This is a genomic window from Salinivibrio sp. VGrn1, assembly GCF_009377995.1.
GTDB lineage: Bacteria > Pseudomonadota > Gammaproteobacteria > Enterobacterales > Vibrionaceae > Salinivibrio > Salinivibrio siamensis.
Genome location: NZ_SATA01000005.1, coordinates 74,097 through 100,084, shown reverse-complemented (window position 1 = coordinate 100,084; position 25,988 = coordinate 74,097). Strand labels below are relative to the sequence as shown.

Here is a 25,988-nt window from a genome sequence, read left to right as displayed (position 1 = left end):
ATGTGACTCCTAGGTAAATGATTTCAACGTCCAGCAAATTATTTGCTTCATCCTCTTTACCGTTTAGTTCAGGCAAACCCGTAACCGCGTCGTTAAAATTTTGCTTTTAGCATCAATTTAATAGTGCGCCCTGGCGCCGGTACACTGGAACGCACCAGTGGGTCAATGTGGTAGACATCGGTTAAATTGGTCCCTACGACTTCAAGCGCGATGTGGCGTGATAGCTGATAATTGGCAAATGCATCAAACGTTAAGGTATCGTCGCGCTGGACCACCTCATCTGACTTGGCTTTAGCAAGGTACGCGCCTTTGATCCCAGCTTCTAACTGACGATTGAAAAAGCGATGGCCCAGTTGCAGTGACGTCGACCACGCTGGGGGGACTTGCGATTCTAAATATCCACCAGGAAAACCGCCAAACAGACAATTGCGGTAATATTCTGGCTCGTCGGGGCGATAACGTGTGACGACGGAGCTCTCATCACAGACTTTATTGGTGAGCATGTAAGCGCCATTTAAATCGGCAAACCAATCACCATCATCGTAGTTCGCTTGCAGCTCCAATCCTGCCAGCGTCTGCGAATCAATATTGCTAAAGCGCAGCATGTCATCTCGCTCGATCACGTTTTCAGTGAGGTGGTGAAAGTAAGCCAGTTTCAGATCACCGTGAGTAAAATGATGAATGTAGCCTAACTCGTGATTCACGGTTGCTTCGGGTTTGAGGCTGGTATACGCATTATTTAACGCGGAAAAGCTAAGTGTGCTTTCAAAGAGGCTTGGAAAGCGCAACATTTGGCTGTAGCGATAGTAAATACGGTCTTGCGGCGTGGGAGAAAATGCCACGGAGGCAAACGGTGACCAACCCTGCCCGTGATCGTGTGTTTTGGGACGCATGTTCACTTTGGTATTCAATTGATTGGTCGCACGACACGTCCCTTCAATGTAGTTGTCTGGTAATAGTCCATTAGCGGGGTCACAGGGGTTTTGCGCACGGCTATATTTACCGTTTCCATCATGTAACCAAGCTTGTGTGCGCTCTTCAATTTGACCTTCTTCGCGCAGCTTGGCTTCTTCTTCAGCAAGATCAGCCAATATCTGGCTCTCAGGGAACCCAAAATCCTCCAGCATTCTACGATAACTGTCCAGTATCGCCTGAATTTCAGCCTCACTCAGGAACACTCGCACTTTATAGCTGGCTTCAAGCCCCGGTGAGACAGCCTGCTGCATGAACAGGGTATCGCCCCCTTCGGCTTGGCGCGCTGCAAGGAAGTCATCTTTAACATCAAAGCCTTGAAACTTCACACCAGCGTTAAGCGTCCATTGGGTATGTGGCTGCCAAGTGGCTTGTAAGCTGGCATCAAATTCTTGATAGGTCCCTTCTTGTGGAAAGTGCACCCAACCATCGGCTTTGTTCGCATCATAAGTATCATCAGAACGTTGCTCTCGGTATTGGTATCGTCCTGCGGCAGTCATAGATAAGGTGTCACTGAACGCCATGGTATTGCTGATATTCAGGCCAATACGGCTATCTTTTGCATTGGACGCAGCAGTATTGCGCAACAGGGTGCTGTAGCCCGGTAACAGGTCATGGTTATTGGCATAGTTAGGAAACCCACCTCGGGTATTGGTATCACTGACGGTGTAGGTGGTCCATAACTTGGCCGTTAAATCAATCCAAGGGTCCTTTGGCGACCAATGATAATCAAGGTTATAAGCTTGCGCTCGTACTTGGCTAAGTGGCCATTGCGCCATTTTATTGCCATCGACTAAGTCGCCAGAGCGGCTCGCCATGATTTCACCATACTCGGCATCGGTGTAGCGCGCACCAAGGCTCAATTGCTGCGCGCCCTCGAAAAGGAATGTACTTTTCAGCAACACAGATTCGGTTTCGCTGGACGTATTGGGAATTTCCGCGCCCGGCAGATGGCGCAGCGCCAAGGTCTCTGGATCGATCTTGGTCATATAGGCTTCTTTCGAATCGCCGCTTTTATAAAAACCACTATCATGTTTGCCCCCATAATAATTGCCTTTATAGCGATAAGCGTAAGCAGCTAACCATTCCATGCTTTCGCCCCGTTTCGCCAGCGCAAGACGGTAAGCGTAGTCATCCCCCGAGAAAGGATTGTTGTTCTTGTTGTGGCTCATCGGCTGCCAAAGCGAAGGATCGGCGTAAGGGTATTGCGGCGTGGACGGAAACCCGTCGACTTCTCGATAGTCTTGCCCTGTGTATAAGGTCCCTAACGTGGGCGCAACCGCATTGTTGCTACCTTCAATCAAGAACTCACCGCCAAAGTCTTTTCCCGGCAGCAAAATATCTTGCGCAGAGAGGGTATTGACGACCACCGCGCCGCCTGTGGATGTTTTGACATTCGCCACAGTATTGGGGCCTTTGATGACCTGCACACCACCAATTAAGTTGGGATCAATATAGCTGCGATTCGAGACACCGCGATAGCCACGCCAGACAGTCAGCCCTTGCTCTGTACCATCAATGAGAACAGGCACACGACCCGGCCCTTGGACACCACGAATATTTGGGTCAATGCCTCCGCCGTTGCGCGCATCGCCACTGTACACATTGGGCATACCTTTAAAGAGATCAGCCGCATCTTTACCTTTATATCGCTCAACCTCTTTTTTGCCCGCGTACACCGTTGACCGGTTGTCATCGTAAACAGCATATTTACCCGCTTCATCGCGACTAATCTCCCCTTCCGAAAACGACACATCTAGGGTATCGAGCGTCAGCGACTCTGTGCTGTCGGTAATTTGATAGCTGCCATCGGCTTGTCGGTGTGCCGTCAACCCCGTACTGGTCAGCAGGGTGTTGAGGCCTTGCTCTGGAGTAAACTGTCCGTCGAGCCCCGCACTGTAAAAACCTTCGGACAAACGCGCATCCAGATGAAATTCGATACCCGATGCCAGCGCAAAGGCTTTTAATACCGCATCAAGCTCTCCGGCGGGAATCTGGTAGGTATTTACCGTGTCTGTTTGGGCATAAACGGGGGAATAAAAAGGCACGCCCAAGGTTAACGATAGACACAATATCGATGACTGCAGTTTCACAATACGGCTCCACTTAAGTGAATGAACTAACCGATACACCGAACGAAGGCGTGAGATCCGTAAAGATGAGTGTCATTTTTTATTGGGCTGGAATAATTTGCACCCAGAGCGCAGTACGAAAGCGCAGGGCAATAGGCAGAATGGTTTCTAAATTCGCCAGCGTTTGCTGGATATTACGGGTGGAAAATACCCCCGTCACGGTTAGATCATTCAGTTGTGCATCTAAGCGCAACCAGCCTGAGAAATACCGTGAGAGCTCTTCAACCAGCGCCGAAAGCGGCATGCGTTCAGCCACAAGTTTTTGCTCCAACCAACTCACCGCGTGAGTTTCTAAAGGTGCAAGATGCTGCACCTTATTGGCTGTGCATTGCACCGAATGCCCGGCGGGAATGTGACGCAGTTGACCCTGATACGGCTGAATACGCGCGTTGGTCGATAACAATTGTATGGCACTGAAGCGCGCAAACTGGCGCACAGCAAGCTGGCCTTGCTCCTCAACCCACACCTGACCATGGGCGGTGAGAACCGATAAAGGCGATGCCGCCTCGAGCATCACTTCACCGCGCTCAAGGAAAATCTGTTTTTTCCCGCCTTGATAATCGACCCACACCCGCGAATCTGTGTTTAGCGCGATACGACTCTGATCCGGCAAGGTGAACTGCTTAAGTTCCCCGACTCGGCTTGCCAAGGCAACGCCCTGTTCGTAACGCTGCGCATTGGAGCGCCATGCCAATAAGCACCCTGCGCCAATACCAATGCCACCGAGCACCAAAAACCGCCGGCGCGACAAGCCACTTTGTCGCAATAAGACCGAATGATGTCCCGAGACATCCTGAAGCTGGGATTGCACACCTTCCAGCGCTTGCCATGCCTTTTCATGATGAGGGTGAGCACGTCGCCACTGTGATAGCGCTTGTTTATCCTGCTCAGACACATCGTCCGCCCACATACGGGCCATCCATTGTGCCGCTTGCTCAACCACATGAGGTGATAAAGACGACATCATGAATCACTCTTGCGCGGCGAGTACACAGGCAGCCAGTGCCTTGGCAACATATTTCTCTACCGAGGAAACCGAGACAGAAAGCGCCTTTGCGATGTCTTTATAGCTCATTCCCTCGAGCTGGCGCATCAGCAAAGCCTGCCGCACCTTGACCGGTAAATGCCCTAATAACGCATCAACCGCCACCAAGGCTTCCATGGTTTGTTGGTGTTGCTCGGGCGAGCTGGCCATGAGTTCTGGCTGCGCTTGCAGATAGTCTAAGTAAGCTTGCTCAACGCGACGACGGCGATACCAATCGATGATCAAGCCTTTGGCGATATGGGTAAGGTAAGCACGCGCACTGTCTGTATCAGGCAAACGGCCAGAGTTAAGCAAACGCAAATAGGTGTCTTGAACTAAATCTGCCGACGTTGACGGGCAACCCATTCGTCGCTGAATAAAGCCCGAAAGCCAGCGCTGATGTGACACATACAGCGAGGTAACACCCTGATGTAACGCCTGCTGACTCCCTATCATTGAATGTGCTCCCTACATCTAATCGACCACTAAATACAAACGCTAACAATTATCATTAATAATTGCGTATATGCAAGCATGTTCTAGATAGAGCCATGCTTTATCGACTCAGCGCACAGTTTGTGTCACACCGGCAATCGCGCACGCGTGTATCGAGTCAGTAACTTCACGCTCTAGCGTTCAAATCCCCGCCGGTTCGTGCTACCCTGCGCGCCTCCCACGGGGAACAACTATCTATTCGTCGATCGACGCCTGTACGTATACGCTATACTGCGGATGGGCGTCAGCCAGTGAAAGTGATCAATCCATGAGCCAAGGTACGCTTTACATTGTTTCCGCCCCAAGTGGCGCGGGCAAATCTAGTCTGATTTCAGCGCTGCTGAATGATAACCCTCGCTATGACATGAAAGTGTCTGTGTCTCACACGACGCGCGCTATGCGTCCTGGTGAAGAAAACGGTGTGCATTATCATTTTGTCTCCGAGGAAGAATTTCAGTCACTGATTGCACAGGAAGCGTTCTTAGAGCACGCACAAGTGTTTGGCAATTATTACGGCACCTCGCGCGTATGGATTGAAAAAATGCTTAATAATGGTGTCGATATTTTTCTCGATATCGATTGGCAAGGCGCTGAGCAAATTCGTCAGCAAATGCCGAACAGCAAGAGTATTTTCATTTTGCCACCAAGCCGTGAAGAGTTAGAAAGACGCCTCACGACACGTGGCCAAGACAGTGAGGAAGTGATTGCGCAACGCATGCAGGAAGCACGCTCCGAGATCTCTCACTATGCTGATTATGATTACCTGATTATTAATGATGACTTTGATGTCGCATTGATGGATATTAAGGCCATCATCCGTGCCGAGCGGATGGCACAAGCCAAACAAGCCAGCAAGTATCATGCAATGATCGACGAACTGTTGGCTGACTAACCACCACATTGAGACGTGGCCATTGCCCCAGCCAACGCTGGCAATAGGTCGCGGCCTTTTGTATACTTTTCGGTCATTTTGAATGACCTATTGATGACATAGCTGGAGTACTTCATGGCACGCGTAACTGTTCAAGACGCCGTTGAAAAAATTGGTAACCGCTTCGATCTCGTTCTGGTTGCGGCTCGCCGCGCCCGTCAAATGCAAACGGGTGGCAAAGATGCCCTCGTCGCAGAAGAAAACGACAAGTACACAGTGATCTCTTTGCGTGAAGTTGAAGAAGGACTGATCAACAAAGAAGTCCTCGACGCGCGTGAGCGTCAGGAAAAGCAAGAGCAAGAAGCCGCTGAAATGGCCGCGGTAAGCACCATTTCGGGTCAACGTTAAACGCTGCATTTATCAGGGACAGGCCGTTTGTATCTATTTGATAGCCTGAAAGAAGTTGCTAGCCAGTATTTGCCGGAGTCACAGCTTGAAGCGCTTCGGCAAGCCTACCTAGTAGCCAGGGATGCCCACGACGGGCAAACTCGCTCAACCGGCGAACCTTATATCATTCACCCCATCGCGGTGGCACGGATCTTGGCGGAAATGCGCTTGGACTGTGAAACCCTGATGGCGGCATTGCTGCATGATGTCATTGAGGACACTGAGGTGACCAAAGACGATCTGCAGCAACGCTTTGGTGATGTGGTGGCTGACTTGGTCGACGGCGTCTCTAAGCTTGATAAGCTTAAATTTCGCGACCGTAAAGAAGCCCAAGCCGAGAACTTTCGCAAAATGGTCATGGCGATGGCCCATGACATTCGCGTGATCCTGATAAAACTGAGTGACCGCACCCACAATATGCGTACCTTGGGCGCCCTCCGCCCAGACAAAAAACGCCGTATTGCCCGTGAAACGCTAGAAATCTTCGCCCCTCTCGCCCACCGCTTGGGTATCCATAATATAAAAGTGGAGCTTGAAGAGCTCGGCTTTGAGGCCTTGTACCCTAATCGCTACCGCGTCCTTAAAAAGGTGATCGCGCAAGCGCGGGGGAACCGCAAAGAGATGATCCAAAAAATCCATGCGGAAATTGAAGGTCGTTTGGAAGATGCCGGGATTAACGCCCGTGTGCTGGGCCGAGAGAAAAACCTCTACTCCATCTATAACAAGATGAAGAATAAAGAGCAGCGTTTCCATACCATCATGGATTTATACGCGTTTCGAGTGATTGTGGGTGATCTTGATACCTGCTATCGCGTGCTAGGGCAAATGCATAACTTGTATAAGCCACGCCCAGGCCGGCTCAAAGACTATATCGCGGTGCCTAAAGCCAACGGGTATCAATCACTGCACACCTCGATGATTGGCCCACATGGTGTCCCGGTGGAAGTACAAATTCGTACCGAAGACATGGATCAAATGGCCGACAAAGGGGTCGCGGCACACTGGGCGTATAAAAGCGGTGCCGACAGGCCCTCTGGCACCACCGCACAGAAACGGGCGCAGCGCTGGATGCAAAACATTATTGAGCTCCAACAAAGCGCCGGTAGCTCGTTTGAATTTATTGAGAGCGTCAAGTCGGATCTCTTCCCCGATGAGCTGTACGTCTTTACCCCCAAAGGGCGGATTGTCGAGCTCCCTGTCGATGCCACCGCGGTCGACTTTGCCTATGCCGTCCATACCGATGTGGGCAATACCTGTGTCGGGGCGCGGGTTAACCGTCAACCTTACCCGCTAAGTCAGCCGCTCAAAAATGGTCAAACAGTAGAGATTATCACCGCACCCGGCGCGCGCCCCAACGCGGCTTGGCTTAACTATGTGGTGACTGCACGGGCCCGGACGAAAATTCGTCAAGTGCTGAAAACCATGCGCCGTGAAGAGTCGGTGACCTTAGGGCGTCGTCTGCTCAATCATGCGCTTGGAGAGCAAAACCTGCCGGATATCAACCCTGAACGGGTTGAGGCAGTACTGAGTGACTTAAAGCTGAAAACCAGCGACGACTTACTCGCGTCGATTGGCCTTGGCGAACTCATGAGCGTGGTGATCGCACGTCGCTTGCTAGATCAAGACCCGGCGGCCCCCACCGAGGGCAAAATGCCTATCCGTGGTGCCGATGGTATCTTGGTCACCTATGCCAATTGCTGTCGTCCAATCCCAGGTGACCCGATCATTGCCCATGTCAGCCCAGGTAAAGGCTTGGTTATCCACCGTGAGACCTGTGCCAACATCCGTGGTCACCGCCAAGAGCCGGACAAATATATGCCCGTCGAGTGGGCGGATGATTTTGAACAAGAGTTCAGCACACGGGTGCGTGTGGATATGCAAAACCATCAAGGGGCGCTGGCAGATTTAACCAATACCATTGCATCAACCGGCTCCAATATCCAAGGGCTAACCACCGAAGAGCGCGATGGCCGCTTGTACACTATCTTTGTTCGCCTAACGACCAAAGACAGAGTGCACCTAGCCAATATCATGCGCCGCCTGCGGGTGATGCCTAACGTGGTGAAGGTTAGCCGCCAGAAAAACTGATCGCCTCAATACACTATTGCCCGTCGCCCGTCCTTTTTGGCGGGCGCATTTGTTTTTCGTCTGCCATTTACGGAATTGAATCATGACCCCTGAACGCTTTGAACGCATTCATCAGGTCTTGGCCCAACGCCAGCCTGATCTCACTGTCTGCATGGAGCAAGTTCATAAACCCAATAATATTTCCGCTATCATTCGCACTGCCGACGCTGTGGGGATTCATCGCATGCATGCCGTGTGGCCAGAAGGCACCAAGATGCGCACCCTCGGGGGCACATCGGCCGGTTCACGCAACTGGATAGATGTGGTGACTCACAACACCACGGAAGAAGCGTTTGATACCATGCAAGCCCAAGGGATGCAGGTGTTAGTCACCAACTTATCGGATACCGCGGTCGATTTTCGCGAGATTGACTACACCCGTCCGACTGCCATCGTGCTGGGGCAAGAAAAACAAGGCATCAGTCGCGAAGCACTGGATAAAGCAGACCAAGACATCCTCATTCCTATGGTGGGTATGGTACAGTCACTTAATGTGTCAGTCGCCAGTGCCTTGATTTTGTACGAAGCACAGCGCCAGCGCCAAGCGGCTGGCATGTATCAACAGGATAAAACCCGCTTACCCGAACACGAGGTCCACCACATTTTGTTCGAGCGCGGCCATCCGGTACTTGCCCGGGTGGCAAAACAAAAAGGTTTGCCTTATCCGCCTTTAGATGAACATGGTCAAATCGTGGCGGACGAGGCGTGGTGGGCACAGATGCAAGCGGCTAAACACGCACGGTAGTCATGTACAATAGCCAGCGCTAACCAAATAGAGAAACGGATGCGATCTTCCATGCTGAGTGCCGTTACTGTCGATACCTTAAGCGGTGTTGGCAACAAGATGGCAGAAAAACTGGCAAAAGTTGGCCTGCATACAGTGCAGGACGTGTTGTTTCACCTGCCTTATCGCTATGAAGATCGCACCCGTGTCTGGCCGGTCGCTAGCCTCTTACCTGGCCAACATGCGACTATCGAAGGTGAGATCACCCACAACGATACCGTATTTGGTCGCCGCCGGATGCTCACCGTCCGGGTGCAAGATGGCAGCGGCGCGTTAACACTACGGTTTTTCAATTTTAATGCCGCGATGAAAAACAGTTTAGCGGTCGGCAAGCAAGTGAAAGCCTACGGCGAACTCAAACGCGGAAAGCACGGGCTGGAGATCATTCACCCCGAGTATCAGGTGTTTTCTGAGCCCACCGAATTGGTGATGGAAGAAACCCTGACCCCCGTGTATCCCACCACGGAGGGGCTGCGCCAAGCGACCCTGCGCAGCCTGACCGATCAAGCGCTGGCGTTGCTGGATAAAAGTGGCGTCGACGAGCTGCTGCCCGAGGGCTTGTACGATCGACAACTCTCATTGCGCGAGGCGTTGCACCTATTACATCGCCCGCCGCCAGATACCGCGCTAGAGGATCTATTAACCGGTCAACATCCCGCCCAGCGGCGCTTAATCATTGAAGAGCTCCTTGCCCAGCACCTGTCGATGCTGTCTGTGCGCCACCAGGCACAGCAAGTGAAAGGGTTTGCACTCGCGCCCAGTCAGTCACTGGGACAGCGTCTTTTAGATAACCTGCCTTTCACTCCCACCGGCGCACAAACCCGAGTGGTGAGCGAGATCAGTGCCGATTTGGCCAAACCATTTCCAATGATGCGCCTCGTGCAAGGGGATGTCGGCGCGGGTAAGACCTTGGTGGCCGTCCTCGCTGCCTTGCAAGCGATTGAGCAAGGCCATCAAGTGGCATTGATGGCACCGACCGAGCTCTTGGCCGAGCAACACGCCACCAACTTTTCCCAGTGGCTTGAGCCATTGGGGATTCAGGTTGGTTGGCTGGCTGGCAAGTTAAAAGGAAAAGCACGCGAAGACACCCTGGCACAAGTTGCCGATGGCAAAACACAAATGGTGGTCGGTACTCATGCGTTATTTCAAGCCAGTGTCCGGTTCCACCGCTTAGCACTGGTGATTATTGATGAGCAACACCGCTTTGGCGTTCATCAGCGTCTTGCGCTGCGTGAAAAAGGCGAGCAACAAGGTGCGCATCCACACCAGTTGATCATGACCGCGACCCCCATTCCTCGTACCTTGGCGATGACCGCCTATGCCGATTTAGAAACCTCAGTGATTGATGAGTTACCCCCAGGTCGTACCCCCATTCAAACCGTTGCCGTCCCCGACACCCGCCGTGACGATATCATCGCCCGCGTCAGTGCCGCCTGTGCCGCCGGTCGACAAGCGTATTGGGTATGCACCTTGATTGAAGAGTCCGACGCCTTAGAAGCGCAAGCCGCCGAAGACACGGCCACCGCACTCAAAGACGCCCTACCCAACCTGGAAATTGGTTTGGTTCACGGGCGAATGAAAGCGACGGACAAGCAAGCGGTGATGGACGCTTTTAAGCAAGGCGAACTGCAGTTATTGGTAGCGACCACTGTGATTGAAGTGGGGGTCGATGTGCCCAATGCCAGTTTAATGATCATTGAAAACCCAGAACGGCTGGGGCTCGCACAGTTGCACCAGTTACGTGGCCGTGTCGGCCGAGGCGCAGTCGCCAGTCATTGTGTGCTGCTGTATCATGCACCCTTATCTAAAACCGCGAGTCAGCGGCTGGGGGTACTGCGCGACAGTAATGATGGCTTTGTTATCGCCCAGCGCGATCTCGAAATCCGCGGGCCGGGTGAACTATTGGGGACTCGGCAAACGGGCTTGGCCGAATTTAAAATCGCCGACTTGGTGAGAGACCAAGCGCTGATCCCTGAAGTACAAAAACTGGCGACCCATATCCATCAACATTACCCACAACATGCGGATGCGATTATTCGCCGCTGGCTGGGGCATAAAACCCATTACTCCAACGCCTGATCACCGCTATAACGCTCCCAATGGGTCATGATCAGCGCCATGGCTTCTGACTTACTGTAGCCTGCTTCGCTGGTCGCATGAATAAATTGCGCCAGCGTTGCTTCAACATATTGCAGACGTTGCTCTGGCTCAGCAGGACGCATGGCATCACTGACCTGCATACCCACGCCGGGCAAGCGCTCTAGCCACCCGTCTTCAACCAATTGCTGATAGCTGCGCGATACCGTCATTGGGTTCATCGCCAGTGTTTTGGCCAATTGCCGCACCGAGGGGAGGCGCGCCCCCGGATAAAGTGTACCACTGGCAATTTGCCGTTGAATTTGGTCAATAAGCTGCTGAAATTTAGGCGTCGGATCCTGACTGTCTAGCGATAAACGCATAGCCTTTTCCCAGTGTATTGAATCTCTATGACAGTATGGCCTAACGCCCGCATTCCGCGACTTCCGCCGCTAAAAACGTGGTCACACGCACACGAGGGGTTATTTTTTATTGCCCACGGGAAACGTCATTTGAATTCTCAGCCCACCTTCGGTTCGTGAAGAAAGACGAATATCACCATGGAGCTGTTCCACAATGCGTTTGACGATAGCCAGCCCTAAGCCTGTCCCTTCACTACCGCGTGCGGTGTCGCCGCGTGTAAAGGGTTGAAATAGCGAGTTTTCTAAGTTGGCATCGATCCCTGGGCCATTGTCTTCCACTTCCACCCACTGATAGGTGTGATCGGCATTGCTGCCACAACCGAGACGGACCCAGCCATGACCGTATCGCACCGCATTAACCACCAAGTTAGTCACCGCACGCTTTAACGCTACCGAATTAGCAAATAGCTCTCCGTGCAATGCCCCTAAGTCGAGATCAATATCGACCCCCATTTGTTGCTGATTACTCGCCACATCGCGGCAAATACTCGCCAAGTCGACAGGATCAGGGTCTTGCTGCTGCACAGCGCGCAAGTAGTCCATAAACTGGTTGATGATTTCATTACACTCTTCGGTGTCCTCGGTAATGCTATCGGCCAGATAGGCGTCATCCGATGACATCATTTCAGTGGCAAGGCGAATGCGCGTCAGTGGCGTGCGCAAATCATGGCTGACGCCCGCCATCAGCAAGGCGCGATCTTCTTCCAACTTGCGTATACCGGCTGACATTTTATTAAACGCGACCGTCACCGCCTGAATTTCTGATGCCCCTCGTGGTGGGACAGGATCGGGAAAACGGCCATCTGCCACATCTAACGCCGCGCGCTCAAGTGCCACAAGCGGACGGTTTTGCATCTTGATAAATAGCCACCCGCCCGCAATCACCAACAGGGCAATCACTAAGCTGTATTGAAATAAAGGCGCAAAGTCGTCTTGATGCAGTTCCGATAGCGGGATCCGCATTAAAAAATCGTCAATCTGGTCAAACTTCAGCCACAGCACGTAACTGTCTTCACCACTGACCAAGCGCACTTCGGTTTGGGTGCCCAATTCCTCGCTGATATGCTCGCTTAAATAATCAATTTCCATGGCGTCTTTAAACGCCGCCGCAGGCTCACTGTTGGGCGCATGCAAGGTGACCCCAATCTGCTCCAACAATTGCCGCCGCACGGGTTCACCCAGGTGAAGGACTTCACCATCCTTAAGATACCAGTCTTCTTCCAGCATCAAGCGTACTTCAAAAGCGAGGATCTTGTTGAACTGCTGCAAACTGGGCAGCAAGGCATAATTAACGATGGTTAGATAAGAAAAAACTTGGCTGGCAATTAATAAGCCAGCCAAGATAAACAAGGTACGTGCAAAGTTAGTCCGCGGTGACATCCGCATCGCTATACCTCTCCATCCGGCACGAATACGTAGCCGAGCCCCCATACGGTTTGAATGTAACGCGGTTTACTCGGGTCTTCTTCTATCATCCGACGCAAACGCGAGATTTGTACATCAATCGAGCGCTCCATCGCCGAATACTCACGGCCACGCGCCATGTTCATCAACTTGTCTCGTGACAAAGGCTCTCGCGCATTGGTGACCAAGGCCTTAAGCACCGCGAACTCGCCAGATGTAAGCGTCATGGGCTCATCATTGCGAAACATTTCTCGCGTGCCCAAGTTGAGGCGAAACTCGCCAAAGGTCACCGTGGTTGAGTCTGCACTCGGCGCGCCTGGCGCTTCAATGGTCTGCCGGCGCAATACCGCCCGTACCCGCGCCAATAGTTCACGCGGGTTAAAAGGCTTGGGCAAGTAATCATCGGCACCCACCTCTAAGCCAACAATGCGGTCAATCTCATCGCCCTTGGCGGTCAGCATCAAAATCGGCAACTGGTTATTCGCTTGACGCAAACGGCGACACACAGACAGGCCATCTTCACCCGGCAACATCAGATCCAGTACCATCAGGTGAAAGGCTTCACGCGCGAGTAAGCGATCCATTTGCTCGGCATTGGCCACACTACGCACCTGAAAACCTTGCTCGGTCAGGTAGCGTTCCAGTAGCGAGCGCAGACGCATATCATCATCCACCACTAGAATTTTATAGTTCTCTTGCATGCTAAGCCCTCAATGCTGATCGTTGCCCGGCCATGGATTGACCGTCACTTATATCATACTGAATTTTGCCACAGTTCTCTTTCAGACCGCGTGTTTGTCTGCCGCCAAGCGAGGGGTAAATTGTTACCGAGTGTTGCCTCGACAAGTTTGCCCGCTTCTTGTACTTTCCTGGACAAGGTTATATCGCGCGACGCCGAATGGCTAGCGAAAGGAGAGGTAACGTGAAAACCAAATTGGTGACCCGAGAAGGGTTTAACGCGCTCAAAGCCGAGCACGATTACCTGTGGCACGAACGGCGCCCAGAAGTGACCAAAATTGTCAGCTGGGCCGCCAGTTTGGGTGATCGCTCAGAAAATGCCGACTACACCTACAACAAACGTTTGTTACGCCAAATAGACCGCCGTGTTCGCTATCTGCGCAAACGCCTCAATGACTTAACTATTGTTGATTACGCGCCCGAGCAAGAAGGACGGGTCTTTTTTGGCGCCTGGGTGGAAATTGAAAACGAAGCCGGCGACACCAAGCAATTTCGAATCGTAGGCCCTGATGAGATTTATGAACGCAAAGATTACATTTCTATCGATGCCCCCATGGCGCGGGCGCTATTAAAAAAAGCCGTTGATGACGAAGTGGTGGTCTCAACCCCTGAAGGTGAAAAGCAGTGGTTTGTGAATACCATTACCTACCCAAAGCCCAATGACACCGACGCTCAGTAATCACGGAGGGAACCTTCGCCTCCATCGCGGTCAAAAATGCTATCCCTTGGCAGGGTATCCCCTGCCGTGCTTGTAGAGAAAAGGAAACACATGCACACATCCATTACACAAACCCTGGCGCACGAACTCAATGTCGCACCAGGTCAAGTTAAGACAGCGGTTGAGCTGCTTGACGATGGTAACACTGTCCCTTTTATCGCTCGCTATCGTAAAGAAGCGACTCAGGGCCTGGATGACTCGCAGTTGCGTACCCTAGAAACGCGATTGGTCTATCTGCGCGAATTGGATACCCGGCGCGACACCATCCTCAAATCGATTGACGAGCAAGGCAAACTGACCGAGAGCTTGCGCCGCGATATTCTCGCTGCCGAGAGTAAAAACCGCTTAGAAGATCTCTATCTGCCTTACAAACCCAAGCGCCGAACCAAAGGCCAAATTGCGATTGAGGCCGGCCTAGCACCCTTGGCTGAGGCCTTATGGCAAGACGCCTCACACAACCCTGACACACTTGCTGAGCAATACATCCATGCTGAAAAGGGCGTCGCCGACACCAAAGCGGCACTCGAGGGGGCCCGCGCCATTATGATGGAGCGCCTTGCCGAAGATGCGAGCTTATTAGAGACGCTGCGCCAATACCTTAAGCAATACGCGGTGCTGCGCGCCACCGTGGTTGCTGGCCAGGAAGAAGCCGGTGCCAAGTTCAAAGACTACTTTGCTCACCAAGAGCCAATCGCCAAAGTACCGTCTCATCGTGCCTTAGCCATGCTTCGTGGTCGCAATGAAGGCGTGCTACAGCTGGCACTGGTTGCTGATCCCGACCAAGCACCAGACAGCAAGCAAAGCGTGTGCGAGACCATGATTGCTCAGCATTACCAGCTGTCTTTAGGCACCGCACCGGCTGACCGTTGGCGCAAGCAGGTGATTGCCTTTGCGTGGCGGGTAAAAATCTTGATGCACCTCGAGACCGAGTTCATGGCCAATCTGAAAGAGCGCGCGGAAAATGATGCCATTGATGTGTTTGCGGCGAACTTAAAAGATGTATTGATGGCTGCACCGGCTGGCCCTCGCTGCACCATGGGGATAGACCCAGGCCTACGTACCGGCTGTAAAGTGGCGGTGGTGGATGGCACGGGCAAACTGCTCGACACCGCCACGATTTATCCCACCGCGCCTAAACACGATATTGAAGGGGCAAGCAAAACCCTGCGCCGTTTTATTGATCGCCATGGCGTGAACTTGATTGCCGTCGGCAATGGTACCGCCTCACGTGAAACGGAACACTTTGTCACCACCATGCTCAAGCAAGCCGACTTAAGCATTCAAACCGTGATGGTCAGTGAAGCCGGTGCCTCGGTTTATTCGGCGTCAGAGCTGGCAGCCAATGAGTTTCCCGATCTCGATGTCTCACTACGTGGCGCGGTTTCCATTGCCCGTCGCTTGCAAGACCCCCTCGCCGAGCTGGTTAAAATTGATCCTAAATCGATTGGCGTCGGTCAGTATCAGCACGATGTCTCTCAAAGTCAGCTTGCCAAAAAGCTCGATGCCGTGGTGGAAGACTGTGTGAACGCCGTAGGGGTTGATTTAAATATCGCGTCCGCACCACTGCTCACCCGGGTGGCAGGCCTTAGCCAAACCATGGCGCAAAACATTGTTGCCTTTCGCGATGAAAATGGTCGATTTGGCGATCGTAAAACCTTGCTGAAGGTGCCGCGTCTTGGCCCCAAAGCCTATGAGCAATGCGCTGGCTTTTTACGGGTAATGGATGGCGCCAACCCGCTTGACCGCTCGGGTGTCCACCCAGAGACCTATCCATTGGTCAAACATATCGCCCAAAAGACTGGCAAGGCCATCGATGCCTTAGTGGGTAACACGGGCTTATTACAAAGCTTAACCGCCAGTGACTACGCGGATGACACCTTTGGCCAAATCACCGTCACCGATGTATTGAACGAGCTGGCCAAACCCGGCCGCGATCCGCGCCCTGAGTTTAAAACCGCAACCTTTGCCGAGGGCGTCAATCAAATCAGTGACTTAAAACCAGGTATGCAACTCGAAGGCGTGGTCACGAATGTCACGCACTTTGGTGCGTTCGTCGATATCGGCGTTCACCAAGACGGCCTCGTACACATCTCCGCGCTATCAAACCGCTTTATTAGCGATCCACGCGACGTGGTCAAAGCCGGTGACGTGGTGAAAGTGAAAGTCATGGAGGTGGATGCGCCGCGCAAGCGAATTGGGTTATCGATGCGCCTCGACGATACCCCAGCCGCCAGCGAACCCTCAGCAGCCGCCCCTAAACCGCGTGACAAAAGTCCGAAAAAGCGCCAGGACAAACCCGCCGCAATGGGCAGCATGGCCGATGCCTTTGCCCGCGCCAAGCGCTCCTAACCAAAAAGCCCCACGCAACATCGTGGGGCTTTTTCATCGTGGCATCATGGACACCACTTATATCACAATCAGCACTTCTGAGGGCATGTTCGCCACGGTTGCTTGCTGATAACGCATGGCAACCACCGCACGCGTTTGCTCGAACCTTTTCAGCTCTTCAACTTTCTCCAGCACCTCTTCCGGCATTTTCAACCCCAAGGGGTAGCCGTTGTCTTTGCGTGCTTGCTCTCCAGGCTCATTACGTGCCATGGCATCAACACGCCCAGCAATATTAGCGCCGTCGTAATCAGCGTCGGACAAGGACTCGCGACTGTAGTCGAGCGAATAATTAGGGTGCTGTGACGGATCCCAGGATGAGCGGCCGAGCTGCTTACCTTGATCGGTCGCCGCTTTGCCGTGTTCTGGCTCTGGGGCTTGCTTGGTAGGGACAATTTTTTCGCGCATGCGATTATCCCGCGCAACTTGTTCAGTTGGCGGGTTCACCGATGGCGCGACAGTTGGGATACTGACGCTTGCTGGCGATATATTCATCTGATGCTACCTCCCAACATCAGCTGAAGGCCTAATTGTCAGTGCGGCCTCGTCTCCTTATAGTTTAGACGACAACCGCAAGTATGGTACCTATTGTGCCCAGCGCAGACAAAAATTGTCCCGCACCATAGGCCGCATCATCGTTTTCTTTCACTTTGTCCGGGTGGTCCATGCCCAACGCACCATAGGTAAAGGATTCAACCGATGATTTCTCTTCTGGCTTTTTAACACCTTCAGCGTTTTTCGCTGCTTTCACATCTTTGCTTTCTTTTGCTGCCTCGGCAGCGGAAAGCGTCTCAGCCGCCTTGGCTGTTTTCGTGTCTTTGGCCGCGTTGTCCGCATTTTGTTGCGGTTGTGTCGGCGCTTTTGGCTTCATCGTTTGTTGATGATACGCCTGAGACTGCCCAACGTTACCTACGTTCATTATGGTCTCTCCTAATGTCAGAGCAAGTGACATAGTTAACTTATCGGCAGAACCATGACAGGATTTAGTCAATTCTACCAAAAAACGATCCGCGCACACTATTTGGGCGGCAAGTTTGTGCCTAAAAAGGCAAGTAGCTTGTCCACCACTTCGTCAGGCTCCGTCACAAAGGGGGCATGAGCACTGTGTGCCAATACCGCACATTGCGAATGAGGCGCTAACGCAGACACCGCTTCCGCCACCGACGCAGGCACCAAACCGTCTAGCCGCCCGTATAACCGCAGCCACGGCACGGAAATCGCCTCACACTGCTGGCGCAGATCCGTGTTTGCCAGCATCGACAATCCATCTGCCAAAGCACGAGGGTCGGGCGCCGGCCGCGAAAACACCGCTTGTTTGAGCGCTTTCACATCTTTTCTCGCCGTGGGTGATCCCATGGCTTGCAGCGCCATGAAGCGCTCCACCGTTTGCGAAAAATCACGCTCAAGTTGGTCGGCAAAGTCGGTCAATACTGCCGGCTTGATTCCGCGCCATCCTGGCTCTGCAACAAACTTGGGTGAACTGGCCACGGTGACTAAACCACTCATACGCTGTGGCGATAAGTATGCCGCCTGTGTGGCGACTAACCCGCCCAGCGACCAACCGATCCAAGTTGCATGCGCTGGTGATTCTTTAAGCAACACTTGTGCCAGTTTCTCTATATTAAGATCCGGTTGGTGGGCGCTGAGGCCGAAACCTGGTAGGTCAACACAGTGAACACGGTAATGCGCGGTCAGGTAAGGCAGTAACAGCGACCAAACAGCACTGTTCATCCCCCAGCCGTGAATGAGAACCAGATCGGGGCCTTGACCATAAGATTGCCAATCACATAACGCCATGCTTTACACTGCCTTGGTTGCTTTTCAATCAAGGTGCCTATGATACCAGCAATCAACCCACGGCGCTTGACGCGTTGGCTGACCCATTGGAGAGGCAAGATCTTGCCCTTGCAATGCCCTGTTTGCCACTTATCACTGGCGACCACGTCGGTGGGGGCCACACAGGCTTTGTGTTGCGACGCATGCTGGGACGCCCACTATCAATATCATCTTTGCCAGTGTTGCGGTTTGCCGGTGACCGACTCCCAAGCGCGATGCGGTGCCTGCCTGAGCCACCCACCGGCGTGGGATCACCTGTTTGCCATCAGCGCTTACCATGATCCCTTGCCGCAACTTGTCCATGCATTCAAATACCAGCAGGCCTTCGAGTTGGCCTTGCCCTTTGCACGTCAGTTAAGCGAGCGTATCCTTCACCCCGCTCCCGTGCTGCTTCCTGTCCCTCTCCATTGGCGGCGTCGCTGGCAACGCGGCTTTAATCAAAGTGTGCATTTAGCTTGGGCGCTGGCCGACCACCTTGATACTCAAGTTGTCGATAACGTGTTAGTCCGACATCGCCATACTGCGCCACAACAAGGTTTAAGCCGACAGGCGCGGCTCTCTAATCTGAAACATGCGTTTGCGATCAGGGGCGAGCTGCCAAGTTCGCATGTGGCGATTGTTGATGATGTGGTCACGACTGGACAAACGGTGTCACAACTGTGCCGATTATTACGCCGTGCGGGAGCAGAAACGATCGATATTTACTGTTTAGCACGTACCGATCTACCCTAACGGAAAGCGTGCTATCCATGCTCATAAAGTAGCCACATGCTTCAAGGGGTGATAGCCAACGCAAACCGGAGTACACTGTATAAAACACACTGGATTAGTCAGGTATTTGTCGTGTCAGAAGTCAATATTTCAGAAAATGCACAAAGCCACTTTGTGAAGCTGCTTGAGCAGCAGCCCGAGGGCACCAATATTCGCGTGTTTGTGGTTAACCCAGGCACGCCAAACGCCGAGTGCGGTGTTTCTTATTGCCCACCCGAAGCGATAGAAAGCAGCGATACCGAACTTAAGTTCAACGGCTTTTCTGCCTTTATCGATGAGATGAGCCTGCCATTTCTAGACGAAGCGGAAATCGACTTTGTCACCGATAAAATGGGTTCACAGCTGACGCTGAAAGCACCGAATGCGAAAATGCGTAAAGTCGCCTCCGATGCCCCCTTGATGGAGCGGGTTGATTACGTGATTCAAAGCCAAGTTAACCCACAGCTTGCCAGCCATGGCGGCCATGTGAACTTGATTGAAATCACCGATGACGCGGTGGCGATTTTGCAATTCGGTGGCGGTTGTAATGGCTGCTCAATGGTAGACGTGACCTTAAAAGAAGGGATCGAAAAGCAGTTGCTGGCCGAATTCAGCGGTGAGTTAAACGGCGTGCGTGATGTCACCGAGCATGCCCGTGGCGATCACTCTTACTACTAAGACGCTGTCCCCTCCATCGCAAAAACAGGCCAACTGGCCTGTTTTTTTGGTTGATAGGACTCAGTGGGTGACATCAAAAAAGCTGTCTCGTCGCCAATGGTAAACAAAGCACACCGCGAGACTGAGCCCTCGTAGCGCCATAAAAGTAAGCATCGCTAACCACAGGGCGTGATTGCCCCACCCTTGCGCTAACCACCAGGCAGCAAAAAAACCTGCAGTGGCGACAAACATCCCATTGCGCATGTCTTTACCCCGCGTGGCCCCGATAAAGATACCGTCGAGCAAAAAGCACCACATCGACACCAAAGGCATAGCTACTAGCCAAGGTAAATAGCGTGCCGCTTGGTCACGCACCGCCTCAATATCGGAAATCAGCGCAATGATGTGATGGCCTGCCACGCCAAACGCCAGCGTGATCGCCAAGCAAATCACCAACGACCAAAAAGTGCTGCCTATCAGTGACACCAACAACGCAGACTTACTCTGCGCGCCAACCGCTTTACCCACCATCGCCTCCATCGCATAAGCAAAGCCGTCCATCGCAAAGGAAATCAGCATCAGAAAGCTCATCAATACCGCATTGGCGGCCACAATCTCGTCACCAAGCGTAGCCCCTTGGAAGGTCATAAAAGTAAACGCCAACTGCAAACTAAGGCTGCGCAAAAAGATGTCTCGATTAAGCTTTAGCAAACGGCTCATCCCAGTCAGCCCGCGCTCAAACACCGACCGAACGGTCGGTAACTGGCGAGATTGCCAGATGCCTTTAACAAAATAGAGCCCCAGCATGAGGCCGAGATAATCGGCAACCACACTCGCCGCCGCGGCCCCCTCGACTTTCATATCGAGACCCACCACAAACAGCAAATCAAGGATAATATTGGCACTATTAACCACAATCAGCAGCCACATCGGCTGACGTGCATTTTGCGCCCCCAGTAGCCAGCCCATGATCACCAAGTTCATCAAGGTCGCCGGCGCACTAAAGATCCGAATGGAGAAATACTGGCTCGCGTAATGTTTCACCTCAGCGCTGGCATCACTAACGTGCATCACCCCCTCTAAAATAGGCACATGCAGTGCGATTAATAGCGCAGCCAACAGGCCCGCCAAGGTCGCCCCACGCACAAAGGTGGCCGCCAGCTCACGGTTATCATTGGCGCCATAGGCTTGCGCGGTAAACCCGGTGGTCGCCATACGCAAAAAGCCCAACAGCCAAAAGGTGACATTTATCATGGTGCTGCCAACCGCCACACCACCTAAATACCATGCATGGTCTAAATGGCCGATCACCGCAGCATCGACTAACCCTAGCAAGGGAACAGTGATATTGGAGATCACCATGGGTAAAGCCAGCGATAAGACCCGCCAGTGAAGCTCACGCTGGGTTAAAGACTGCCACATACTGCCTCGTTTTGAATCTTAAAGAACCCACACTGAGTGGGGGACATAATCTATTTTTGATAAAGAACATGATTGCATCGACAAGCGCTCACATCCTTGGGTAGCCCTGATGGGTGCAGCAGTGTACCATTGCAGCAATCTCATCGACGAGCGGCAGCCTCACTGCGCCAGTTACACTGCGTCAACTGCCCTCATCACTGAATGAATAAGGAAGGGTTATGCGTGTATTTTTTGCTTGTGTGTTGGTGGTATTACTCGCGAGCTGCTCGAAAGTCACCAAGCAAAACTATGATCAACTTGAAGTCGGCATGAGCTATGACGTGGTTGTGAGCCACATTGGCGAGCCTAGCCAATGCGACGACACCATGGGCTTAACACACTGTGTATGGGGCGGCGATGGTAAACATATCAAAGTCTCGTTTGTCGCCGACAAAGCCACCGTGTTGTCGGCGCAAGGGCTAAAGTAGCCTCTCAATAGCGCAACGCGTGGTCGGCAAGCAGCACCACAAAGGTCGCGAAGATATGCCATATCGAGAACTTAAAGGTCTGCCACGCGATGCCTTTTTGCGACTGGGTTTTCAGTCGCCAAGCGTAGCCGACAAAGACCAGATTTAAGGTGGTCGCCCCCACCAGATACAGCCAACCACTCATCCCGGTCAGCCAAGGTAAAATGCCCACGATGACCAGCAGTAGGGTGTAAAGCAAGACCATGGTTTGGGTAAACCCTACCCCGTGAGTGACAGGCAGCATCGGCACATCGGCTTTGGCATAGTCATGGCGGCGATGTATTGCTAACGCCCAAAAGTGAGGCGGCGTCCAAGTAAATATGATCATCACCAACAGCAGCGCGTGCGCGTGGATCTCTCCGGTCACCGCGGTCCAGCCAAGCAATGGCGGCATCGCACCGGCCAAACCGCCAATCACGATATTTTGCGGGGTCGCAGGTTTAAGCCACTGGGTATACACCAACGCATACCCGACCAGGCTGGCAAACGTTAACCAGGCGGTAAGCGGGTTCAGCCACCAACAGGCAATGAATCCCATCACCATCAGCACCACGGCAAAGGCCAACGCGGCACCTTGACTGACTCGCCCCTCAGCAACGGGACGATGGCGAGTGCGCTGCATTTTCGTATCAATTTTCCAATCGATAACGTGATTAAACACCGCCGCCGCACTGGCTTGCGCACCAATGCCAAATAATCCCACCAGCACGGCCGCCCAAGGTGGCCAACCTGGGGTTGCCAAACACATGCCCACCAACGCGGTGAGAAGCAACATGGCAACCACACGCGGTTTGGTCAGCTCGTAATAATCACGCCAATTGGCGCCAGCAGGTGTCGAAACACTAGCGGTACGTTGAAACTGTGCCATCACGGGCTCCTTGTCGGGTCGACGCTGAAAGACATAAAAATCGGGTGAGGAGCAATGTGGCCAATAGCGACAATCCACCGAGGTTATGCGCCACCGCCACACTCAGCGGCAGTAGCGCGACCACATTGGTCACGCCCAGCGTAATTTGAATCGCCAACACGGCGCTGACACTCATTGCCAGCGCACGCGCCCCAGCACGCCACAGCCCCCATACCCAAGCGAGCACTAACGCGGTGACCACCATGGCGCCCAGACGGTGCGTGGCATGAATGGTCACCCGCTCGGCATGGTTCAGCACCCCAAACTGATAGGTATCGCTAAGAGGACTGACAGGATGAAAAGCGGAAGGGGTGAAAAGCTGCCACCAAGGGCTTTCACAGATAGGAAGCTGAGTGCATACAGTGGCGGCATAGTTGGCGGAGGTCCAGCCGCCGAGTCCGATTTGTATAATCACCGCCACCAAGGCCAAGGTGCCCACACGACGTGCGGAAGACGACACCGCAATTGCCGGCAATCGGAGCGCGCCTGTTGCCACCGCCAGCCAAACCAGCAAGCATACCGTGGTGAAACCACCGAGTAAGTGCGCCATTACCACCACCGGCATTAAACTTAGGGTCACCGTCCACATCCCTAGGGCGGCTTGCGCGATGACCACCACACTGAGCAAGGTGGTCAGCGGTCGCAACGCCTGATAGTCAGGACGTCGCCAGCTAATCCCCGCCAACGCAAAAATCGCCAGCCCTAGGGTGCCGGCCACGTAGCGGTGCAGCATTTCATTCCACGCTTTATTGATATCGAGCGGCGCATCTGGGAAGCGCGACATGGCGACCGATTGCGCGCTGTCACTGGCCGGCACTCCTAAATGGCCATAGCAGCCGGGCCAGTCTGGGCAGCCCAGCCCCGCTTCAGTCAGGCGGGTATACGCGCCGAGTCCAACCACCAGCACGGCCAGCATCAGTGTCGATAAGACGGCGAGTTGGTAGCGACGCGTTGCCATAATCAGCCTACCTTAGACAACTTGAGAAGCCGTTTGAGATCGCGCAATAAGCCTTTGCCTTGCGCCACCCACTTCGTTTTGTCGTCACTGACTGGATAGGCCAGCACCACATTGTTCATCGGGTCGCTAAGATAAATGGTATTTTTATCAAACGCTTGCTGCTGCCATGCCTGCGCCTGCTCCGTCGTCAGGGTTTGCCGTGTCAGTACCTCCGGCGCTTTCTGGGCGGTGCTCGTCAGTGCCACGCTACTGACCCGGTCTCGCTCTTTGCCCACCGCAATGGGAATTTGTGTTAACTGAAACAGCGCTTGTTCACACACAGAATCACATTGCTCTGGCACCCGATAAATCAACCGCCACTGGCCTTGTTCGGGTAACCAATTTAGGGTCGCTGGCTCAGAGAGAAACTGTCCGTAATTGGTGACCCCTTTTTCATACCAGCTTTTCTCCAGCACCAATTTCGCCACCACCACGGGCAGGACAAAAATGCCAATCAATGCCACCAGCGTCATGCGTCCTTTCACATCGCTTCCCTCTGTTTTGTTTTGTACCACCAAATACCTGCGCCAATACTGACCGCGAGCGCCATCAATGCCCATTGCAAAGCATAGCCATAATGTTTTGCTGGCGGCATCACCACCGGCTGCCACACTGGCGTCACTCCAGCTTGCGCCAAGGCATCTGTTCTCGGCGTGGTCACATCCACCAGTTTTTCTGTCCGTATCAGCCACTGCGTATTCAGCGTTGGCAATTGGGCCTTCAAGGCTTGTAAGTCAATGCGCTGCCTCCGAGCGGGCCAATCATGCGATGCCGTTTCTTTTTTGAGTACCACCCGCTTAGACGGTGTGTCAACGAAACCAGACAGCTGGTAGCGCGATGCCAACTCTGGCACGGGTGGCAAGCGGCGCAGCGCAGGCGCGGCCATCCAGCCCAACTCCACTAGCCACCATTGCGATGGCTGCTGGCTTGGAATGAAGGGAAGAAAAAGGCGGTAGCCTACGCGACCTTGGTGAGCCTGATTGTCGAGCCACACGGCAAACTCGGGACGAAACTGGCCATCAATCGCCAGGTATTGCCCTTTTTGCACCGAGCCTGAGAGCGATTCCGGTGCTTGATTGGCCTCAAACTGTGCCAGATGTTGGGCTTTTTGCTCGCCACGCGTCCATTGCCAATGGCTTAACTTGACGAGCAGCAAGACCACAACCACAGTCAATATCAGAAACCCCATTCGCCGTCCTTGTTTCATGATTACCTATTGCGCTAAGGAGCGCTTATGTTGGTCAAAGCTATTCTGATTTGTTTACTGGTTTTTATTCTGTTTAATCTCTTTCGTGCCTTGCCGGTACTCCTAAAAGGCGATAGTTCCGTGCCTTTATCGCGTTATCTCGGTCGGCGTGTGCTGTTTTCCGTGGTTGTCTTCGTATTATTGCTGATTGCGCTCTCCATGGGCTGGATAGCCCCTAACCCACGTCCTTACTGAGCTACAAGATATACACAAAGACAAACAAGCATAGCCAGACCACATCGACAAAGTGCCAATACCAGGCGCTAGCTTGAAAGCCAAAGTGATGCTCAGGGCTAAAATGCCCCCGCATCACACGCAGCCACACCACCAACAGCATGATGGTACCTAATGTAACGTGTAGGCCATGAAAGCCAGTTAATAAATAAAAGGTGTTGCCATACACCCCGGAATCGAGACGCAGATTCATTTCTTGATAGGCGTGCACATACTCTTCACCTTGAAAGAACATAAACAGCGCCCCAAGCAATACCGTGACCAGTAAAAAGCCTTTCAGTCGCTCGCGCTGATTTTTTTCAATCGCGGTATGGGCAATATGGAGCGTGACCGATGAGGTCAGTAGGATAAGTGTGTTAAGCAAGGGCAGTCCCATTGCCGGCATCGCAGTGGTTTCAATTCCGCCCGGGGTCAACGTAAGTGGCCACTGAGCGACAAAATCCGGCCACAACACCGCCGCGGTCATCGCGTTATTGCTCGCACCACCGAGCCAAGGGACAGCGATAAAACGGGCATAAAAGAGCGCGCCGAAGAAGGCACCAAAAAACATCACCTCAGAGAAAATAAACCAGCTCATTCCTTGGCGAAAAGAGCGGTCCATTTGCGCCGAGTACAGCCCTTGCATGGATTCGCGGATCACGTCGCGAAACCAGCCGGTGAGCATAATCAAAATAAGCACGGTGCCTGCCAGCAACAGCCAAGGGCCACTGCCACCAAATAAACCACCCACGGTCGCCCCCGCGCCAGCAGCGATTAAAAACAGCGCCACGGCACCGACAATCGGCCAAATACTCGCCGCTGGGACATAATAACGTTCAGGCGTCGCCATGAGCGCCTC

Annotated in this window: 26 protein-coding genes; 11 read left to right on the top strand and 15 right to left on the bottom strand. The window is 53.1% G+C overall.

Going from position 1 to position 25,988, the window contains the following annotated elements:
• Positions 1-92: 92 nt before the first annotated feature.
• From EHW56_RS09380 to EHW56_RS09370, 3 genes are all read right to left on the bottom strand, one after another.
• A complete protein-coding gene (locus EHW56_RS09380; RefSeq protein ID WP_152795949.1) occupies positions 93-3,065 on the bottom strand; it encodes a TonB-dependent receptor in 2,973 nt (990 codons plus the stop codon).
• 79 nt (positions 3,066-3,144) lie between these two features.
• Entirely contained in the window at positions 3,145-4,071 is a 927-nt protein-coding gene (locus tag EHW56_RS09375) for a DUF4880 domain-containing protein (protein ID WP_152795951.1), read from the bottom strand.
• A 3-nt stretch (positions 4,072-4,074) separates the two neighbouring features.
• Entirely contained in the window at positions 4,075-4,584 is a 510-nt protein-coding gene (locus EHW56_RS09370; RefSeq protein ID WP_069361956.1) for a sigma-70 family RNA polymerase sigma factor, read from the bottom strand.
• 307 nt (positions 4,585-4,891) lie between these two features.
• Here EHW56_RS09370 and gmk point away from each other — a divergent pair, with 307 nt between their 5' ends.
• The 5 genes from gmk to recG all read left to right on the top strand — a co-directional run bounded on the left by gmk (position 4,892) and on the right by recG (position 10,931).
• Positions 4,892-5,515 carry a guanylate kinase gene (gene gmk / locus EHW56_RS09365; RefSeq protein WP_152795953.1) on the top strand — a complete coding sequence of 208 codons (624 nt, stop codon included), beginning with the start codon at positions 4,892-4,894 and terminating at the stop codon, positions 5,513-5,515.
• A gap of 114 nt (positions 5,516-5,629) precedes the next feature.
• On the top strand, positions 5,630-5,902 hold the full coding sequence (gene rpoZ, locus EHW56_RS09360) for a DNA-directed RNA polymerase subunit omega (RefSeq protein ID WP_046074663.1): 273 nt from the start codon (positions 5,630-5,632) through the stop codon (positions 5,900-5,902).
• Between the two features lie 27 nt (positions 5,903-5,929).
• The gene (spoT, locus tag EHW56_RS09355; RefSeq protein ID WP_046074662.1) at positions 5,930-8,029 is read left to right on the top strand and encodes a bifunctional GTP diphosphokinase/guanosine-3',5'-bis pyrophosphate 3'-pyrophosphohydrolase; all 2,100 of its coding nucleotides are present in this window, start codon (positions 5,930-5,932) and stop codon (positions 8,027-8,029) included.
• Positions 8,030-8,111: 82 nt separating this feature from the next.
• Complete coding sequence (trmH, locus tag EHW56_RS09350; RefSeq protein ID WP_077666395.1) at positions 8,112-8,813, top strand: tRNA (guanosine(18)-2'-O)-methyltransferase TrmH; 702 nt, start codon at positions 8,112-8,114, stop codon at positions 8,811-8,813.
• A 39-nt stretch (positions 8,814-8,852) separates the two neighbouring features.
• Positions 8,853-10,931, top strand: a complete 2,079-nt coding sequence (gene recG, locus EHW56_RS09345; RefSeq protein WP_046074660.1) for an ATP-dependent DNA helicase RecG — start codon at positions 8,853-8,855, stop codon at positions 10,929-10,931.
• Here the strand turns inward: recG and EHW56_RS09340 are convergent.
• The 3 genes from EHW56_RS09340 to ompR all read right to left on the bottom strand — a co-directional run bounded on the left by EHW56_RS09340 (position 10,916) and on the right by ompR (position 13,455).
• Positions 10,916-11,311 (bottom strand): GntR family transcriptional regulator, encoded by a 396-nt coding sequence (locus EHW56_RS09340; RefSeq protein ID WP_046074659.1) that lies wholly within the window; start codon positions 11,309-11,311, stop codon positions 10,916-10,918. The genes recG and EHW56_RS09340 overlap by 16 nt on opposite strands.
• A gap of 99 nt (positions 11,312-11,410) precedes the next feature.
• Positions 11,411-12,736 (bottom strand): two-component system sensor histidine kinase EnvZ, encoded by a 1,326-nt coding sequence (gene envZ / locus EHW56_RS09335; protein WP_152799607.1) that lies wholly within the window; start codon positions 12,734-12,736, stop codon positions 11,411-11,413.
• A 2-nt stretch (positions 12,737-12,738) separates the two neighbouring features.
• Positions 12,739-13,455, bottom strand: a complete 717-nt coding sequence (gene ompR / locus EHW56_RS09330) for a two-component system response regulator OmpR (protein WP_046074657.1) — start codon at positions 13,453-13,455, stop codon at positions 12,739-12,741.
• A gap of 221 nt (positions 13,456-13,676) precedes the next feature.
• On the opposite strand from ompR, the gene greB reads away from it, so the two are divergent.
• Both greB and EHW56_RS09320 read left to right on the top strand, forming a co-directional pair.
• A complete protein-coding gene (greB, locus tag EHW56_RS09325; protein WP_046074656.1) occupies positions 13,677-14,171 on the top strand; it encodes a transcription elongation factor GreB in 495 nt (164 codons plus the stop codon).
• A gap of 90 nt (positions 14,172-14,261) precedes the next feature.
• Complete coding sequence (locus tag EHW56_RS09320; protein WP_152799611.1) at positions 14,262-16,559, top strand: Tex family protein; 2,298 nt, start codon at positions 14,262-14,264, stop codon at positions 16,557-16,559.
• Between the two features lie 57 nt (positions 16,560-16,616).
• On the opposite strand, the gene EHW56_RS09315 is transcribed toward EHW56_RS09320, so the two are convergent.
• The 3 genes from EHW56_RS09315 to bioH form a co-directional block, all read right to left on the bottom strand.
• Positions 16,617-17,090, bottom strand: coding sequence for a hypothetical protein (locus EHW56_RS09315; RefSeq protein ID WP_077456781.1), 474 nt, complete (start codon positions 17,088-17,090; stop codon positions 16,617-16,619).
• A 64-nt stretch (positions 17,091-17,154) separates the two neighbouring features.
• Positions 17,155-17,514, bottom strand: a complete 360-nt coding sequence (locus EHW56_RS09310; protein WP_077485933.1) for a hypothetical protein — start codon at positions 17,512-17,514, stop codon at positions 17,155-17,157.
• A gap of 98 nt (positions 17,515-17,612) precedes the next feature.
• Positions 17,613-18,392, bottom strand: a complete 780-nt coding sequence (bioH, locus tag EHW56_RS09305) for a pimeloyl-ACP methyl ester esterase BioH (RefSeq protein WP_152799613.1) — start codon at positions 18,390-18,392, stop codon at positions 17,613-17,615.
• A 39-nt stretch (positions 18,393-18,431) separates the two neighbouring features.
• Between bioH and EHW56_RS09300 the strand changes: the two genes are divergently transcribed.
• Both EHW56_RS09300 and nfuA read left to right on the top strand, forming a co-directional pair.
• Positions 18,432-19,163 carry a ComF family protein gene (locus EHW56_RS09300; protein ID WP_077666391.1) on the top strand — a complete coding sequence of 244 codons (732 nt, stop codon included), beginning with the start codon at positions 18,432-18,434 and terminating at the stop codon, positions 19,161-19,163.
• Between the two features lie 36 nt (positions 19,164-19,199).
• Positions 19,200-19,859: a Fe-S biogenesis protein NfuA gene (gene nfuA, locus EHW56_RS09295; RefSeq protein ID WP_152795962.1), complete on the top strand. Its 660-nt coding sequence runs from the start codon at positions 19,200-19,202 to the stop codon at positions 19,857-19,859.
• 60 nt (positions 19,860-19,919) lie between these two features.
• Here nfuA and dinF read toward each other — a convergent pair whose 3' ends face one another.
• Positions 19,920-21,260: an MATE family efflux transporter DinF gene (dinF, locus tag EHW56_RS09290; RefSeq protein ID WP_152799615.1), complete on the bottom strand. Its 1,341-nt coding sequence runs from the start codon at positions 21,258-21,260 to the stop codon at positions 19,920-19,922.
• A 218-nt stretch (positions 21,261-21,478) separates the two neighbouring features.
• Between dinF and EHW56_RS09285 the strand changes: the two genes are divergently transcribed.
• On the top strand, positions 21,479-21,727 hold the full coding sequence (locus EHW56_RS09285) for a DUF3862 domain-containing protein (protein WP_152799617.1): 249 nt from the start codon (positions 21,479-21,481) through the stop codon (positions 21,725-21,727).
• A gap of 4 nt (positions 21,728-21,731) precedes the next feature.
• Here the strand turns inward: EHW56_RS09285 and cyoE are convergent, their stop codons facing one another.
• From cyoE to EHW56_RS09265, 4 genes are read right to left on the bottom strand one after another with little or no spacing between them, the layout of a single operon-like run.
• Positions 21,732-22,634 carry a heme o synthase gene (cyoE, locus tag EHW56_RS09280; RefSeq protein WP_152799619.1) on the bottom strand — a complete coding sequence of 301 codons (903 nt, stop codon included), beginning with the start codon at positions 22,632-22,634 and terminating at the stop codon, positions 21,732-21,734.
• A complete protein-coding gene (locus EHW56_RS09275) occupies positions 22,609-23,631 on the bottom strand; it encodes a heme A synthase (protein ID WP_152799621.1) in 1,023 nt (340 codons plus the stop codon). The genes cyoE and EHW56_RS09275 overlap by 26 nt, the downstream gene beginning before the upstream one ends.
• A 2-nt stretch (positions 23,632-23,633) precedes the next feature.
• Positions 23,634-24,155: a hypothetical protein gene (locus EHW56_RS09270; RefSeq protein WP_077485945.1), complete on the bottom strand. Its 522-nt coding sequence runs from the start codon at positions 24,153-24,155 to the stop codon at positions 23,634-23,636.
• Positions 24,152-24,859, bottom strand: a complete 708-nt coding sequence (locus EHW56_RS09265; protein ID WP_172970014.1) for an SURF1 family protein — start codon at positions 24,857-24,859, stop codon at positions 24,152-24,154. The genes EHW56_RS09270 and EHW56_RS09265 overlap by 4 nt, the downstream gene beginning before the upstream one ends.
• A gap of 45 nt (positions 24,860-24,904) precedes the next feature.
• On the opposite strand from EHW56_RS09265, the gene EHW56_RS09260 reads away from it, so the two are divergent.
• The gene (locus EHW56_RS09260) at positions 24,905-25,111 is read left to right on the top strand and encodes a DUF2909 family protein (RefSeq protein WP_069361974.1); all 207 of its coding nucleotides are present in this window, start codon (positions 24,905-24,907) and stop codon (positions 25,109-25,111) included.
• Between the two features lies 1 nt (position 25,112).
• Here the strand turns inward: EHW56_RS09260 and EHW56_RS09255 are convergent, their stop codons facing one another.
• A complete protein-coding gene (locus EHW56_RS09255; RefSeq protein ID WP_077456799.1) occupies positions 25,113-25,979 on the bottom strand; it encodes a cytochrome c oxidase subunit 3 in 867 nt (288 codons plus the stop codon).
• Positions 25,980-25,988 lie beyond the last annotated feature (9 nt).

Bases quoted from the DNA above. Each gene is read 5' to 3' on its own strand.
- EHW56_RS09375 (WP_152795951.1), bottom strand. From the start codon at position 4,071: ATGATGTCGTCTTTATCACCTCATGTGGTTGAGCAAGCGGCACAATGG.
- EHW56_RS09370 (WP_069361956.1), bottom strand. From the start codon at position 4,584: ATGATAGGGAGTCAGCAGGCGTTACATCAGGGTGTTACCTCGCTGTAT.
- gmk (WP_152795953.1), top strand. From the start codon at position 4,892: ATGAGCCAAGGTACGCTTTACATTGTTTCCGCCCCAAGTGGCGCGGGC.
- rpoZ (WP_046074663.1), top strand. From the start codon at position 5,630: ATGGCACGCGTAACTGTTCAAGACGCCGTTGAAAAAATTGGTAACCGC.
- trmH (WP_077666395.1), top strand. From the start codon at position 8,112: ATGACCCCTGAACGCTTTGAACGCATTCATCAGGTCTTGGCCCAACGC.
- recG (WP_046074660.1), top strand. From the start codon at position 8,853: ATGCGATCTTCCATGCTGAGTGCCGTTACTGTCGATACCTTAAGCGGT.
- EHW56_RS09340 (WP_046074659.1), bottom strand. From the start codon at position 11,311: ATGCGTTTATCGCTAGACAGTCAGGATCCGACGCCTAAATTTCAGCAG.
- envZ (WP_152799607.1), bottom strand. From the start codon at position 12,736: ATGCGGATGTCACCGCGGACTAACTTTGCACGTACCTTGTTTATCTTG.
- ompR (WP_046074657.1), bottom strand. From the start codon at position 13,455: ATGCAAGAGAACTATAAAATTCTAGTGGTGGATGATGATATGCGTCTG.
- EHW56_RS09320 (WP_152799611.1), top strand. From the start codon at position 14,262: ATGCACACATCCATTACACAAACCCTGGCGCACGAACTCAATGTCGCA.
- EHW56_RS09315 (WP_077456781.1), bottom strand. From the start codon at position 17,090: ATGAATATATCGCCAGCAAGCGTCAGTATCCCAACTGTCGCGCCATCG.
- EHW56_RS09310 (WP_077485933.1), bottom strand. From the start codon at position 17,514: ATGAACGTAGGTAACGTTGGGCAGTCTCAGGCGTATCATCAACAAACG.
- bioH (WP_152799613.1), bottom strand. From the start codon at position 18,392: ATGGCGTTATGTGATTGGCAATCTTATGGTCAAGGCCCCGATCTGGTT.
- EHW56_RS09300 (WP_077666391.1), top strand. From the start codon at position 18,432: ATGATACCAGCAATCAACCCACGGCGCTTGACGCGTTGGCTGACCCAT.
- nfuA (WP_152795962.1), top strand. From the start codon at position 19,200: ATGCTTCAAGGGGTGATAGCCAACGCAAACCGGAGTACACTGTATAAA.
- dinF (WP_152799615.1), bottom strand. From the start codon at position 21,260: ATGTGGCAGTCTTTAACCCAGCGTGAGCTTCACTGGCGGGTCTTATCG.
- EHW56_RS09285 (WP_152799617.1), top strand. From the start codon at position 21,479: ATGCGTGTATTTTTTGCTTGTGTGTTGGTGGTATTACTCGCGAGCTGC.
- cyoE (WP_152799619.1), bottom strand. From the start codon at position 22,634: ATGGCACAGTTTCAACGTACCGCTAGTGTTTCGACACCTGCTGGCGCC.
- EHW56_RS09275 (WP_152799621.1), bottom strand. From the start codon at position 23,631: ATGGCAACGCGTCGCTACCAACTCGCCGTCTTATCGACACTGATGCTG.
- EHW56_RS09265 (WP_172970014.1), bottom strand. From the start codon at position 24,859: ATGGGGTTTCTGATATTGACTGTGGTTGTGGTCTTGCTGCTCGTCAAG.
- EHW56_RS09260 (WP_069361974.1), top strand. From the start codon at position 24,905: ATGTTGGTCAAAGCTATTCTGATTTGTTTACTGGTTTTTATTCTGTTT.
- EHW56_RS09255 (WP_077456799.1), bottom strand. From the start codon at position 25,979: ATGGCGACGCCTGAACGTTATTATGTCCCAGCGGCGAGTATTTGGCCG.